General features: G+C 36.9%; 12 protein-coding genes, 1 tRNA gene and 1 pseudogene. 3 read left to right on the forward strand and 11 right to left on the reverse strand.

Going from position 1 to position 14,111, the window contains the following annotated elements; genetic code table 11:
- From M0Q20_RS09535 to M0Q20_RS09575, 9 genes and pseudogenes are all read right to left on the reverse strand, one after another.
- Positions 1-467 (reverse strand): annotated as a pseudogene (locus M0Q20_RS09535) (cell shape-determining protein MreD); the annotation flags it as partial.
- 210 nt (positions 468-677) lie between these two features.
- Positions 678-768, reverse strand: a tRNA-Ser gene (locus M0Q20_RS09540).
- Between the two features lie 104 nt (positions 769-872).
- Complete coding sequence (gene pyrF / locus M0Q20_RS09545; protein WP_295061149.1) at positions 873-1,556, reverse strand: orotidine-5'-phosphate decarboxylase; 684 nt, start codon at positions 1,554-1,556, stop codon at positions 873-875.
- Positions 1,557-1,660: 104 nt separating this feature from the next.
- Positions 1,661-3,619 (reverse strand): acetate--CoA ligase, encoded by a 1,959-nt coding sequence (gene acs / locus M0Q20_RS09550; protein WP_295061151.1) that lies wholly within the window; start codon positions 3,617-3,619, stop codon positions 1,661-1,663.
- Positions 3,616-4,239: a 3'-5' exonuclease gene (locus tag M0Q20_RS09555; RefSeq protein ID WP_295061154.1), complete on the reverse strand. Its 624-nt coding sequence runs from the start codon at positions 4,237-4,239 to the stop codon at positions 3,616-3,618. The genes acs and M0Q20_RS09555 overlap by 4 nt, the downstream gene beginning before the upstream one ends.
- Positions 4,239-6,053, reverse strand: a complete 1,815-nt coding sequence (locus tag M0Q20_RS09560) for a putative nucleotidyltransferase substrate binding domain-containing protein (RefSeq protein WP_295061157.1) — start codon at positions 6,051-6,053, stop codon at positions 4,239-4,241. The genes M0Q20_RS09555 and M0Q20_RS09560 overlap by 1 nt, the downstream gene beginning before the upstream one ends.
- A gap of 26 nt (positions 6,054-6,079) precedes the next feature.
- A complete protein-coding gene (locus M0Q20_RS09565; protein WP_295061160.1) occupies positions 6,080-7,747 on the reverse strand; it encodes a cation acetate symporter in 1,668 nt (555 codons plus the stop codon).
- Complete coding sequence (locus M0Q20_RS09570) at positions 7,748-8,065, reverse strand: DUF485 domain-containing protein (protein WP_295061163.1); 318 nt, start codon at positions 8,063-8,065, stop codon at positions 7,748-7,750.
- A 10-nt stretch (positions 8,066-8,075) separates the two neighbouring features.
- Positions 8,076-9,398 carry an OprD family outer membrane porin gene (locus tag M0Q20_RS09575; RefSeq protein WP_295061166.1) on the reverse strand — a complete coding sequence of 441 codons (1,323 nt, stop codon included), beginning with the start codon at positions 9,396-9,398 and terminating at the stop codon, positions 8,076-8,078.
- 257 nt (positions 9,399-9,655) lie between these two features.
- Between M0Q20_RS09575 and M0Q20_RS09580 the strand changes: the two genes are divergently transcribed.
- Complete coding sequence (locus M0Q20_RS09580; RefSeq protein ID WP_295061169.1) at positions 9,656-10,528, forward strand: hypothetical protein; 873 nt, start codon at positions 9,656-9,658, stop codon at positions 10,526-10,528.
- A gap of 13 nt (positions 10,529-10,541) precedes the next feature.
- On the opposite strand, the gene M0Q20_RS09585 is transcribed toward M0Q20_RS09580, so the two are convergent.
- Entirely contained in the window at positions 10,542-11,198 is a 657-nt protein-coding gene (locus M0Q20_RS09585; RefSeq protein WP_295061172.1) for a response regulator transcription factor, read from the reverse strand.
- A complete protein-coding gene (locus M0Q20_RS09590) occupies positions 11,198-12,415 on the reverse strand; it encodes a HAMP domain-containing sensor histidine kinase (RefSeq protein ID WP_295061175.1) in 1,218 nt (405 codons plus the stop codon). The genes M0Q20_RS09585 and M0Q20_RS09590 overlap by 1 nt, the downstream gene beginning before the upstream one ends.
- A 94-nt stretch (positions 12,416-12,509) precedes the next feature.
- Between M0Q20_RS09590 and M0Q20_RS09595 the strand changes: the two genes are divergently transcribed.
- Positions 12,510-13,013 carry a peptidylprolyl isomerase gene (locus tag M0Q20_RS09595; protein WP_295061178.1) on the forward strand — a complete coding sequence of 168 codons (504 nt, stop codon included), beginning with the start codon at positions 12,510-12,512 and terminating at the stop codon, positions 13,011-13,013.
- Positions 13,014-13,035: 22 nt separating this feature from the next.
- On the forward strand, positions 13,036-14,111 hold a 1,076-nt coding region (locus M0Q20_RS09600), incomplete at its 3' end, for an epoxyqueuosine reductase QueH (protein WP_295061181.1).

Raw genomic sequence — 14,111 nt, forward strand, 5'->3', positions numbered from 1 at the left:
AAATTGTTGAAACCGTCATTGGCGTCAAATGCTCTTTGGCGAAGATCTGCACTAACATTAACGCTAGCATTATTTAGTTCTGCAAAAGCAGCTTCTGCTGTCCCCGAAGATTCAGTAACTACTTCCTCTCCAGCGGCAGTTTCTAACTCTTGTATCTCCTCAAGATCTCCACTCGCCTCAAGCATAGCCTCTATGGAGTCTTTTTGCGTAATCGTTTCCTCTTTTGTAAACTCCCGTGTAGCAAGAGAGGCATCAAAAAGTTGCTTCTCTTGCCCTCTTATGACAATAGTTGAAGCATCGGATATAGAGATTTCAATATTATTTAGAGGAGTATTGTTTTTATCGCCAATAAGTACCTCTCCCTCGTAAATATTATCGCCAAGCAAAGCTTTACGAACAGAACCATCAAGACCTTTTATGCTAAATGCACCTTCAAAACTAATAATTTTTCCAATAACTGACGGCATCTCAGACTCCTAAAAATATAATTTTATTTTAGTTAATAATACTATTAATTAGGATTGAAGTATATTGTACCTGAGTACAGTACTGCATAAAAAACAGTTTATGACTTTGACAGAAGTATCTCTATTTATCAATAATTTTACGTTTCGGGGTAGGTAAGGGATTTTAGTTGTTTTTTTAAGGGGATACAAAGTCCTAAAAATAGGGCTTTATGGTGGACAGAGAGGGATTCGAACCCTCGGTACCGTTACCAGTACGCATCCTTAGCAGGGATGTGGTTTCAGCCAACTCACCCATCTATCCTTTGAAGGTTGCAATTATAGTCATATATAAATAATATTCAGCTTAATATAAAATATCTACCAATCCAAGCTCAAAGAGCTAATGCAAAAGGTAAAAAACGATACTTAAATTTTCTCTAAAATCTTTTGAATAACCAAAGCCGGATCTTCAGAGTTATAAATTGGACGACCAACTACTATAAAATCAACGCTCGCTCTTTTTGCAAAAGCTACATCTGCAACCCTCTGTTGATCTGCTGCATCTTCTCCAAACGGGCGAATACCTGGAGTCAAAGTCATAAAGTTTTTATTTGTAATATTTTTTATTGATTCACTCTCATAAGCAGAACATACAACTCCGTCTAATTTGCACTCATAGGCATCTTTTGCAAAGCTATCCGCTTTATCGGCAATAGAGCTTTCATAAACTTCTCTAAACTCATCTTCACTAAAAGAGGTAAGTGCTGTTACGGCTAGGACGATTGGTCTGGTTTCATAAGAGGAGAGTCTCTCCATAACCTCACTCATTGCACGTCTTCCTGCGCTTGCATGAACATTAAACATGTCAACACCGAGTCCCATAATAGACTCTGCGGCATCTGCCATTGTATTTGGAATGTCATAGAGTTTTAGGTCTAAAAATATTTTAAAATCAGGATTTATCTTTTTTATATCTTTTATAAACTCTTCCCCGTCGCGAATATAACTGCGAAGTCCAATCTTTAGCCAAATGTTATAATTTTTTATCTTATGTATTAAATCTAAATTTTCTTCTTTTGTTGGTAAATCCAGAGCTACACAAAGTTTCATACTTTCTCTTTATAATTATTTTATAACGCAATTATATCATTTTCTATAATGCTTCTTTTAGTTATATATAGGCAGCACTTTAACAGTGCTGCTTTTATGTATATTTAGAGTTTACAAGACCTAACAGCGGTAACTATTGTAGCAACAATGGATGGGTCTTCAAGAGTTGATATATCTTGAGTAATCTCTTGACCTTTTGCAATTGAGCGAAGAATTCTTCTCATAATTTTTCCTGAACGAGTTTTAGGCAACCCTGATACAAAGACGACATCATCGCAAAGAGCAATATTACCTATCTCTCTTTGAATTACCTTATTAATAGCTTTTACCTCTTCAATCTCATCTGCTATACCGCAGTCTGATTTGAGAACAATATATGCAAAAATGCCCTCACCTTTTATCTCATGTGGCTTGCCGACAACTGCAACTTCTGCAACATTTGAATGTTTTTTGATAGCTGCTTCTACCTCAGCCGTGCCCATTCTATGACCTGAAACATTTATAACATCATCTGTACGACCGGTAATTGTTATATAGCCGTCTTCATCATAATGTGCACCATCTCCGGTAAAATAGACCGGTTTGCCCTCTTTTTTTACATCTTCAAAGTATGATTTTTTATACCTCTTCTCATCTCCCCATACTCCGCGAATCATTGAAGGCCAAGGACGAGTTATACACAAATAACCACTCTCGCCTACTTCTACCTTTTTGCCACTCTGAGGATCTAAAACTTCAGCTATAATCCCGGGAAGAGGAAATGTTGCACATCCTGGTTTGATAGGCGTAGCCCCTGGAAGCGGAGATACTATGTGTCCTCCTGTCTCAGTCTGCCAGTAAGTATCGACGATAGCACATCTACTGCCTCCTACTTTTTCATAGTACCATTTCCATGCAGGAGGATCAATCGGCTCGCCGACCGTTCCTAAAACTTTTAAGCTTGAGAGGTCATATTTAGCAGGCTCATGCTCCCCCATCTTATGAAGCACACGAATAGCAGTCGGAGCTGTGTAGAACTGATTAATTCTATGCTCTTCTACCATTCTCCAAGGGCGACCGGCATCCGGATGAGTGATAACACCCTCAAACATTACAGTCGTTGCACCCATGGCAAGTGGACCGTAAACTATGTAAGTATGCCCTGTAATCCAGCCTATATCAGCCGTACACCAGTAGGTATCATTCTCTTTTACGTCAAATACCCACTCCATAGTCATTTGAGCCCATAAAATATAGCCTGCAGAGTTGTGTTGAACACCCTTTGGTTGACCTGTACTTCCGGATGTATAAAGCAAGAAAAGTGGATCTTCGCTATCCATAACTTCTGGCTCACATGTGACTCTCTGATGTTTAATTAACTCATTATAAGAGTAGTCTCTTCCTGCTACCCACGTGACATCTTCACCGTTTCTCTCAACAACTAAAACCTTTTTAACAGGCGTTTTACCGCTTAATGCCTCATCAACGACCGGCTTTAGCATGTAAGGCTTATCTTTTCTATAAGCTCCATCAGCCGTGATTACAACTTTAGCCTCTGCATCTTCGATTCTATCTTTTAGAGCTTCAGATGAGAATCCTCCAAATACTATAGAGTGAATCGCTCCGATTCTAGCACATGCGAGCATTGCATAAGCAGCCTCTGGAATCATCGGCATATAGATTACTACTCTGTCGCCTTTTTTTACGTCAAACTCATTTTTTAGTAAATTTGCAAATCTGTTTACATTATAGTAGAGATCAAGATAAGTTATGATTTGTTTATCGCCTCTATCGCCTTCAAAAATAATTGCTGCTTTATTTTTACGTGTATCTAAATGTCTATCGATACACTGAGTAGATACGTTTAATTTTCCGCCCTCAAACCACTTTACAAACGGGAAATTACTCTCATCGAGTACATTTGTAAAAGGTGTAACCCAATCTATCTTCTCTTTAGCATAACCGCCCCAAAAACCTTCATAATCTTCAGTAGCAGCATCTTGTAATGCTTGATATTCACACATGTTTTTTATACGTGCATCTTTTGCAAAACCTCTGTTTGGCTTAAAAATCTCTTTTTTCATCTATTTTTTCCTTGTGTTAATTTTAAATATATCATAGCCGTCATTATTGCGTCATTGACGGCATTGTGTACTCCCATATTTGGAATACCGCAGTTTTTTAAGATTGTATCAAATCGTAAATCAATATTTCCTTGAGGAATCAACGAAATTGTTTTATCAAAATATATTTCAGATACCTCAATCATTCTGTTTGGAAGAGTAATGCCGAGCATCTTTTTTGTGTACTTATTTATCATACTTACATCAAACTCCAAGTAATACCCTATAAGTGGTCTTGAACCCACAAAATTTAAAAATTCTACAATGCCCTCCTCTGTTGTTTTTGCCTCTTTTAAGTCAAAAGGACGAATATGGTGAATTTTAATACTTCTTGAACTTATCTCTTTGGGGCTTTTTAAAAAAACTTCAAAAGTCTGTGAGGTGAGGATTTTATTATCCTTAATCTTCACAGCCCCTATTGAGAGTATCTCATCCTCTTTTGGATTTAATCCCGTTGTTTCCGTGTCAAAAACTACATACTCACCGCTATCATCTTTATCAAACAAAAACTCAAAATTTTTATCTTTTAATCTTGAGCGGTTTGCCTCTGCTTTTAGCTTTGCAAAAAAAGAGAATAACATTACAAAACCATACCAAGATGAAAATGAAAACTCATAAATTTTTTGAATTTATTTATAACTTTAAAGCTATCTTTTAATAAATCTCTCTCAATCTTTTGTAGTTTATTTGGGTTTATATAGTTGCCCTCATTGACATTTTTTGCCTCAAGCATAGCTTTTAGACGGATAGAACTAAGTGTGTCAAAACTCTCTATAAGCTCTGTTGCAAAGACTTTGTCTATTACACCCATATTGTTTAGTTCTTTGATTCTCTCTATTGTATTTGTGGCACTGATTCCATATTTAAGACTAAGCGTTCTTACGCCATGAACCAAGGCAAAAATGCCACCTTTTTTCAAATCAAGTCTATTGTCATGCTCTTTTTCTATAACAAATCCCAAAAACATTGAGAGTGGTGTTTCAAAATTGAGTATCGCTTTTGCAATATGAGCCAAGACATCATCTCTTGCGCGAAAATTATTCTTTAAATAATCTCTTAACTCCTCAAGCAAAGAGTCATCTCCCGCTACATATTTTGCATCTAAAAATATACTTATATTTTTAACACTCTCATCACTCATGTCGTAAGCCCATCTATCTATAAGAGCTTTATAAGAAGCCACACTTCTTCGCCAATACTCATTGCTTACCATCACATCTCCGCTACATTTTGGAAATCCAAGTTCAAGAAGGTAGCCGTTTAGCTTCATCATAGGCTCTTTAAAAAGCTGAGTATCTACGCCATCTCTGATAATTAGTGCATTGTCTTGATCGCTCTTTATAATCTGCTCTTGCCTACCTTCGCTTCCCATAACGATTAAAGCGCAATCTTTTTGAAGCTCCGGTTTTACACACATATCAAAGAGTTTTTTATATATCTTGTCATTTAGTGATGAGAGTAGTTTTGTTATATATCTTACTTTAACACCTTTAGTTTTAAGTGAGACTATAAGATTTTTAAAATCACTTCCAAGCACTTTTAGGTCTTCAAATGTTTGCGCTTTATCTATTTGCACGGCTATTAGATGAGAGTGACTTGCAAAATAACTCAGCAAGTCAAGCTGCTCTAAAACACCGACTATCTCCTCTTTATCTCTTACGACTACTCTTTTTATCCCTTTTTGTGTCATAAGTAAAAGTGCATTAAATAAAAAATCATTTTTATCTATGGTGATTAAATCATAACTCGCTATTTTATGAACGTTATCCTCTACATTAGCACCACCAAGAAGAACTTTTTCTCTTAAGTCTGTATCTGTTATAATCCCGTATCTACTGCCAGATTTAACAATAATAACACTTGCCTTTGACTCTTTTTGTCTCTTTAGAGCATTTTGAATTGACTCTTTTTCATCTACTATACATGCGTTATGTAAAAAAATATCTGAAACCCTTGAGATTAAAAACGGTGTGAGTTCACTCTGAGTAGAGTAGTTTTTAAGGTGCTGATGCCGTGTGATGAAATCTTTTAAGAAGTATCCTTGAACACTCTTCTCTTGCATGAGTTCCATAAAGTCATCTTTTTTTATCTCATAGCAGATAAGCTCCTCTTCTACAATAAAATCTCCGTTTGACTCCCCATATATAAGAGCATCGGCATCAAAACTGTCTCCTTGGCTAAAGAGGTTATATATCTCCCCGTCTATTATCTCTTTTACCGAGCCTTTTATAACTATATAAAAAGCTACGGAAGGGAGATTTTTTGAGATTAAAAGTGTCTCTTTGGGGTAATACGCTATGTCAATCTTCTTCATAAGATTATCCATAGTTATTGGATTTAACAACTCAAACGGGTGAATAGATTCTATTAGTTTTCTCTGCTCAAGTATGCTCACAATATCTGCTCCATTATTACTCTGCTTTAGTGCTCTGTAGCACCCTCTGCACCGATACCTGTTTGTGCTCTGATATATTGAGCTTCAAAAGCCTCTGCTTCATCTTTTGCACCCTCAGAGTTATCGGTTACCGAGAAAATATAAGTTGCAATAAATGCTACTATGATAGAGAAGAGAGCCGGATACTTATATGGAAATATAGCTGTCTCATTCTCTAAAATATCAACCCAGACAATTGGACCAAGAATAACAAGAATAACAGCAGTTGCTAAACCTAAGCCTCCACCTATAACTGCACCGCGAGTTGTCAATCCTCTCCAATACATAGATAAAAACAGAATCGGAAAGTTTGCAGATGCCGCAATAGCAAAAGCAAGACCTACAACAAAAGCGATATTTTGCTGCTCAAACAATATTCCCATGATTATTGCCACAACTCCCAAAACAACGGTAGCAGCTTTAGATACTTTCATCTCCGTTATGGAGTCAACTTTACCTTTTTTAATCACAGAAGCATACAAGTCATGAGATATTGCCGAAGCACCCGCTAAGGTTAGACCGGAGACAACCGCTAAAATAGTAGCAAATGCAACCGCTGAGATAAAGCCTAAGAAAAAGTCACCGCCAACTGCATGACTTAAGTGGATTGCTGCCATATTGTTGCCGCCAAATATAGGGTATCCACCATCAATAGCCTGTTTTGCAACATCCAAATACTCAGGATTTTTAAAAATCATAACGATAGCGCCAAAGCCGATTATAAAAGTCAGTATATAAAAATAACCGATAAAACCGGTTGCATAAAATACCGACTTTCGCGCCTCTTTTGCATCACTTACCGTAAAAAATCTCATCAAAATATGTGGAAGACCGGCTACACCAAAAATAAGTGCGACCGCAAGTGAAATCGCCGAAACAGGGTCGCTAATTAGACCACCGGGACTCATAATCTCTACTCCCTTTAGCTCCGTTGCATGTGCGAACAACTGACCAAAATCAAAACTGTAGTGCGCCATAACAGCCACTGCCATAAATGTTGCACCTGAGAGTAGTAAAAATGCTTTAATAATCTGAACCCATGTAGTAGCAAGCATACCGCCGAAAGTAACGTAAAGCATCATCAATATACCCACGATAATTACTGCCACTTCATACTCAAGACCAAATAGAAGCTGAATCAGCTTACCTGAACCGACCATCTGTGCGATAAGATATAAAACTACTGTTGCTATAGAACCGGATGCCGCCAAGATACGGATTGGGGTCTGTCTAAGTCTATATGATGCAACATCGGCAAATGTATATTTTCCCAGATTTCTTAAAGGTTCTGCAATCATAAATAATATTATGGGCCAGCCTACTAAAAATCCTATTGAGTAGATAAGTCCATCATATCCATTAAGATAAACAAGCCCTGAAATACCAAGAAATGATGCTGCAGACATATAATCGCCTGCTATTGCCATACCGTTTTGAAAACCTGTTATTCCGCCGCCTGCCGTATAAAAATCTTTTGCACTCTTTGTGCGCTTTGCCGCCCAGTATGTTATAACAAGAGTTGCACCGACAAAAATCACAAACATTACTATTGCAGAGAGATTAAGCTCTCTTTGCATAGCCTCACCCTCAATAGCGGCTGCCGCTAAAAGAGATACGGCTCCAAGAATCAATAGTAAAAATATTCTGCTTATCATCTATATCTCCTCCCTTACGCTTTCTTTAATTTTATTGTTTAACTCATCAAATTCACTATTTGCTCTTTTTGTATATATACCCGTTAAAACAAAAGCAAAAAATATTATGGCAATTCCTACAGGAATACCGACAGTAGTTACCGAGTCGCCTGACAAAGGAGTACCTAAGAAAGAGGGATCAAATGCAATAGTGAGAATAAATGCAAAATATACTATTAACATTAAAATAGTAAGTTTTATTGAAAATGAGCTTCTTTTTGAAACCAACTCTTGATAATCCGGATTGTTCTTAATTTTTTCTACCATCTCTTTATTCATTCTATTCTCCTTAAAAGTTATAGTTTACTATAAATCTATACTCATTCCAACCTGTTTTTCCGGCTGTAGTCTCGGCATATTCCCTTGGAAAGTTTCCACGAAGACGAAGTTGAAGATTTTTTATATCTTTTGGATTAAAAATTGTATCAAAACCAGCCTCGCTAGCTCTTCTCTCTACGCCGTATCCGCTGTTTGCGTCCATATCAAATAAGGCGTAATATACTGCTGTACTTAAGCCTATCTCTTTAAAGTTGTAACTTGCCGCAACTTTGCTAGCAGAAGTTCCGGCTAAAAACATATGCCGCGTTACCATGCCTTGCGTATAAGCCGGCATACCGCCCCATGGAGTTACAATTGCACTTGTAATTCCGCCGCTTAATAGTTCTGAAGCACTATTTTCACCGGTTTTTGAGTATGCAAACGAAATATCTAACCTCTCTATCTTAAGCCCTACTTTTAGAGCTGTAAATATACTATCTATCTTGCCGCCAACCTCATCCCCTATCGAGTCCTCTTTTATTATTTGCACTCCTGTATATGGCTTTAATGTCTCACTAAAGAGAAGTTTTGGCGAGTAGTTTGCTTCTGCATAAGTTATGTTCATTATGTCATGCGCGTAGTAGTTCCATAGCTCAAGCTTTAGATTATCAATACCTGTGTAGTCGATAGATGCCATAGTTATGCCATCCGTTGACTCATTAAAAGCATACGTGCCTACATTTGTAAAACTTCCAACATGATTTAGGCTATCAACATAAGAGTAACCCGATGTTGCGGATAAAATTCCGCCGTTATAACTTCTACCAAATGTCCCTTGAGCAAACTTTGTTACATGTCCTAATGTCAATGTCATGTTTACAATATCTCTGTTTGTGAGAACATAGGCCTCAAAAAGGTTTGGAATCATTCTGGCGTCATCATCGCCTAGCATAGGTGTTGAGAGCTTTTGACGTCCACCTTTGAAGGTTGTGTTTTTGTATCTATAGTGAAGATAGGCTTCACCTAAAATTGAGTAGTTTTCATTATCTCTCCCTAAGAGAGTCCGATCCTTTGTACTACGAGAGTCAAGCTCATTTGTAGTGTAAAATGCGGCTGCTACACTCAAACCGTTAAACTCTGCACTCTCATACTTTAAATGTCCGCCAAGAGCGCTTGAGCCTCTATGTGTCTGATTACCGGCACTCCCTTGATACTCTCTGTCTATCCAAAACACTCTTATCTGCCCGCTTACCTTACCCTCACTAAACATAGCATTTAAATCTTCTGCTGCACTAAGAGTAGTTGTTATAATGAAACTCAGTACCACAACACTAAGCGCTAACTCCTTTTTCATACTCCTCCCTTATTATTAAACGCTCTAATCCTAAAACAAGAAAATAGCATGAACATAGCATTGAGTCTAAAAACTAAAATTTGGATTTGGAGTTTTAACAAGTGAGTAAAATAGTAACTTATACTTAAATATTCAACAAAACTTAAAAAAAGTGATTTTTAATTTTATAGAAAAAATATCTAAACTGTTTGCACTATAATAGTAGCTTTAGCATATCGATATTAAATATTTTTTGAACAAAAAAAGGATGGTGTGACATGAAAGAAGTTATAAATATCTATAGAAAACAGAAAGTTAATGTGGACTCTTTTATAAAAAGGCTTATAGATAGCCTTCCCGAAGATTATATGACCGAAGCGCCAAAAATACTCAAAGAGTACACATATATTCAGCTTATGTATGGTGTAAACTCTGAGTATAAACAGATAACTCCCATAATGTATAAAAACGGGTCAGACTCTAAACAGATTGGAAGTAGTAAGAGCCATTACTTTTTAAAACTTAATCTTGATGAGAACAAAATATATATATCCAATCCATACATTCACTATAAAACAGGAAAAGCGAGCATCTCTGTTGTTCACTTTGTAGATTCAACTTACTATATCTTTGATATTAATCTTGTTAATCTCTTAGAAGAGCTCAGACTTATAGAGTACAATGGTTTTCATGACAGGGTTAAACGAGTTATCTATTTTTTCGGCTCTACCGCTCTAGCCTTAGTCGCCATTGCCCTTATAGGATACGGTGTATTTGTGTTTTTCGTTTTAATGTCCTCTTTGGCAGATTCGGATTTTTTACATGATATATTTAAATCAATAATCTCCATAACTCTTGGTCTTGCAATTTACGATCTTGCAAAACAGATTTTTGAGTATGAGGTTATGTACCAATCCTTCCACAAGTCCGAAGATAAGCAGTATAAAGTATTAGGAAGATTTTTAATCTCAATTATTATTGCGCTATCTATTGAGACATTGATGGTGGTGTTTAAAATTGCACTTGAAGATCTCTCAAACATGGCATCGGCTTTTTATCTATTAATAGGAACAACTATCATGCTTGTAGGGCTTGCATACTTTTATAAGACAATTCAAGAAGCAACACCAAAAGAGGAAGATTCAATATAAATCAAGTATGGGTTTAAGGTTTATCTACCATATACCCCATCCCGCGCACGTTGATTATAAAATCCTCCTTGAGATTTTTTTTAAGGCGGTTTATCTCTGCGCGGATGGTTGCGTTATCAACTATCTGCTCACTCCAGACATAGGTTTGAAACTGCTCAAAATCAACGACTCGTCCTCTGTTTCTTGAGAGGAGGTCTATTATTTGAGATTGTCTTTTTGTAAGAACATGAGTCTCTTGATTGAAAAGTAGCGTGGAGTGCTCTTGATCATAGCTGTAGTTTTTAGAGAGTCTTAAGTGCACCCTTGGAGTGGTGTCAAGAATCTTAACTCTGCTTACTCTAAGAGATAGCTCCTTTAAATGAAACGGTTTTTTCAAGTAGTCGTTGCATCCCAAATCATACGCACGTGAAATATCCTCAATATCTACAAGAGCGCTAATATAAATTACCGGCACATGTATCTTTATAACGTGAATCTTCTCTAAAAAGGAGAGTCCGTCAAGCCCTGGGACGGTAATATCTAAAATCAAAAGGTCATACGCCTTCTCTTTTATAGCCTCTAGCGCATTAAGCCCATCAAAAAAGCTCTCAACCTGATGCCCCTCCGCCTCAAGATATTCACAGATTGATTCATTTAACATAACCTCATCTTCTAGGAGCAGTATCTTCATCAATTACCCATCAATTTAAATTTATAATTAAATGTTGTCATTAAGTCCTCTGAGACAACTCCCACCTCAACTCCCTCTTCATCACAGATACTCTTAACAAGCCTAAGCCCAAGCCCAAAACCGTCTCTACTCTTCTCTTCTCTATAATATGCTTCAAAAACTTTATCGGTATCTTGTATGATTTTTGATTTGCTACTTACTGAAAACTTAACATATGCACCCATTTTTAGCAGCTCAACATAAGCACTCTCTTTTGGGAGTGTATATTTTATTGCATTTGTCAGGGTGTTATCTATGATTCTTTGGAGTTTTGTCTCATTGATATGTACATACATCTCCTCTTGTGGCGGAGTGTACTCAAATTTTACAAGCGAGAATTCGGCGACTTCTCTAAAAAAATCTATTCTGCTGTTTAAAAAATTATTTAGATTTATAGGCTTTTTTTTGTACTCTATATGATCTTTCTTAACCAAATAGCTCAAATCGTCATATATACTAAAGATATTTTTTGCCGCAGCCTCTATTTTAGAGAGCTGCCTATCTTTTGGATGACTCTTCAAGTATAACTCTATACTAGTTAATATAACACTAAGCGGAGTATTTGTCTCATGTACGGTGTATCTTAAAAACTCTTTTTGCGCTTTTAATAAATCCTGAGAGAAGTTTTTCTCCTTTTGGAGGTTTTCATTTATCTGCAAAAGTGCCGCTGTTTTTCTTTTAACTCTCTCTTCAAGCTCTAAATTAAGGCTCTTCAGGCTCCTCTTTTGTTCATTGATTTTACTGACCATCTCATTTGCATAGCCGACCATCTCTTTAAAATCTTTAAAAAATATACTCTTCTCATCCATCATCTCTTCACGATCAACAGCTTTTTTAAAAAAGTCCAAAAAGGTCTCGGTATCTTTTTGCAAAAATTTATTAAAGAGATTATTTATCCCTAAAAATATGGCAAAAAGTATAAATGAGAGAGTAACTATTGCCAAAACTGTACTTATAAGAAGCGTTTTTAATTTTTTTTGATTTTTCTGCTGTAGCTCTGTATCTTTAATATCGTAGCTCTCTATTTGAGCGCTCTGCTTCAAAGAGCTCTCATACTCCTCATACATCTCCTCTACAAGGAGTCCTACAAAGACCATTGTTAGTAAAAAAACAACAGTTATAGTAAAAATATCTGCCTGTTTTATGCTGATATTGTCAAAGAGTGGTTTTATTTTCATGATTATGATTATACACTTATTATTTTTCAACAAAAGTATCTGTTTAAAATATTTAGACTATAATTGCAAAAAAATATCTACATAAAGGTTATCCATGTTTGGAAGAAAACTAAGAAAATACGAGTTGAGTGCCGAGGAGATAAATAAATTTCAATGGGCAAAAATAGCAACAGGCAAAGGCGATATCTGGGTAAAACTGCTTCCCGAGGAGGCTCCTAACACGGTTGCGAACTTTGCACACTTAGCAGAGTCGGGTTTTTATAATGACCTTAATTTCCACCGCGTTATACCTGGATTTATGGCTCAAGGCGGATGTCCGCAGGGAACGGGAACAGGCGGACCTGACTGGGCAATTCCTTGTGAGACAGATACAAACACAACAAAACATAGAAGAGGCGCACTCTCTATGGCTCATGCAGGACCAAATACCGGAGGAAGCCAATTCTTTATCACATTTGTAGCAACTCCGCACTTAGACGGTGTACACACGGTATTTGGCGTTATAGAAGAGGATGATGCCGATAGCTTTGAAGTTCTTGACTCAATTAAAGGGCAAGACGCAATCAACTCTATTGAGGTTTTTGAAACTCGTTCATGAAAAAAATCTCTCTGAGTATTAAATGCTAGTTCACATCTGCTGTAGTGTTGATTCACATTTTTTTCTAGAAAAACTACAGCGTGACTACCCTCAGGAGAAGCTAACCGGCTTCTTTTACGACCCAAATATTCACCCCTACTCCGAGTATCAGCTTCGTCTGCTTGATGTAAAGCGTTCATGTAAAAAGCTAGGCATTGAGCTCCTTGAAGGAGAGTACGATTTTGAAGCTTGGCTCCAAGCAGTTAGAGGTTTAGAGAATGAACCGGAGAAGGGCAAAAGATGCGAAGTCTGTTTTGACAGACGTTTTGAAGTAAGTGCAAAAAAAGCACTCTCTCTCGGCGAGAAGAAAATAACCACTACACTCCTTGTTAGCCCACTAAAATCACAAGAACAGCTAAAATTAAGCGGTGATAAATTTTTCAAAAAACATGGCGTTGAGTTTATAGCATTTGACTACAGAACAGATGGCGGAACACAGGAGCAGAGCCGCGTCACAAAAGAGGAACAGCTATACCGCCAAGACTACTGCGGCTGCATCTATGGACTCACCATGCAAAGAGAGCAGCAAGATCGCCTCATGGATGAGATGTTCTCCCCTATCTCAAACCAGACTCTGCCCTCCTCTATCGAAGAGAGGCTTAAGATGTATAAATACAGAAATGAGCTTGAAGACAAAAACATCGCCTACAGAATTATAAGAGAGAAGTTTTTAAACTACCGCCAGTTCAACTTTAAAGTCACTGCAAACAAAAGTGAAATCATCCCTGCCCATGCACTATTTTACTCTACACTCTCAAGAAAAAAAGCGCAGGGCAGAGTAGAGTTTTTTGACAATGATATCGCTTACTTTAACCGTGAAGAGATAAAGTTTGTAACCTTAGAGTTCTTTAACTCTACTCTTTGTCTTAACTATAAAAATATAAATGAGCTTATATTTAATCCACCCACATTTAATGAAGAGATTAAATTTAGGACTACTTTAACAGATACAGCTTATGACCTAAGCCCCATAATTATTGTAGATAAAATATCCCAAGATAAGCTCACAATTGAGCTTGATGCTAAAGTTTACGAAGATACCAGAGAAAAACTAATCAT

The organism is Sulfurimonas sp. (genome assembly GCF_023229025.1).
In the GTDB taxonomy this organism is placed as follows: Bacteria; Campylobacterota; Campylobacteria; order Campylobacterales; family Sulfurimonadaceae; genus Sulfurimonas.

Bases quoted from the DNA above. Each gene is read 5' to 3' on its own strand.
- pyrF (WP_295061149.1), bottom strand. From the start codon at position 1,556: ATGAAACTTTGTGTAGCTCTGGATTTACCAACAAAAGAAGAAAATTTA.
- acs (WP_295061151.1), bottom strand. From the start codon at position 3,619: ATGAAAAAAGAGATTTTTAAGCCAAACAGAGGTTTTGCAAAAGATGCA.
- M0Q20_RS09555 (WP_295061154.1), bottom strand. From the start codon at position 4,239: ATGTTATTCTCTTTTTTTGCAAAGCTAAAAGCAGAGGCAAACCGCTCA.
- M0Q20_RS09565 (WP_295061160.1), bottom strand. From the start codon at position 7,747: ATGATAAGCAGAATATTTTTACTATTGATTCTTGGAGCCGTATCTCTT.
- M0Q20_RS09570 (WP_295061163.1), bottom strand. From the start codon at position 8,065: ATGAATAAAGAGATGGTAGAAAAAATTAAGAACAATCCGGATTATCAA.
- M0Q20_RS09575 (WP_295061166.1), bottom strand. From the start codon at position 9,398: ATGAAAAAGGAGTTAGCGCTTAGTGTTGTGGTACTGAGTTTCATTATA.
- M0Q20_RS09580 (WP_295061169.1), top strand. From the start codon at position 9,656: ATGAAAGAAGTTATAAATATCTATAGAAAACAGAAAGTTAATGTGGAC.
- M0Q20_RS09585 (WP_295061172.1), bottom strand. From the start codon at position 11,198: ATGAAGATACTGCTCCTAGAAGATGAGGTTATGTTAAATGAATCAATC.
- M0Q20_RS09590 (WP_295061175.1), bottom strand. From the start codon at position 12,415: ATGAAAATAAAACCACTCTTTGACAATATCAGCATAAAACAGGCAGAT.
- M0Q20_RS09595 (WP_295061178.1), top strand. From the start codon at position 12,510: ATGTTTGGAAGAAAACTAAGAAAATACGAGTTGAGTGCCGAGGAGATA.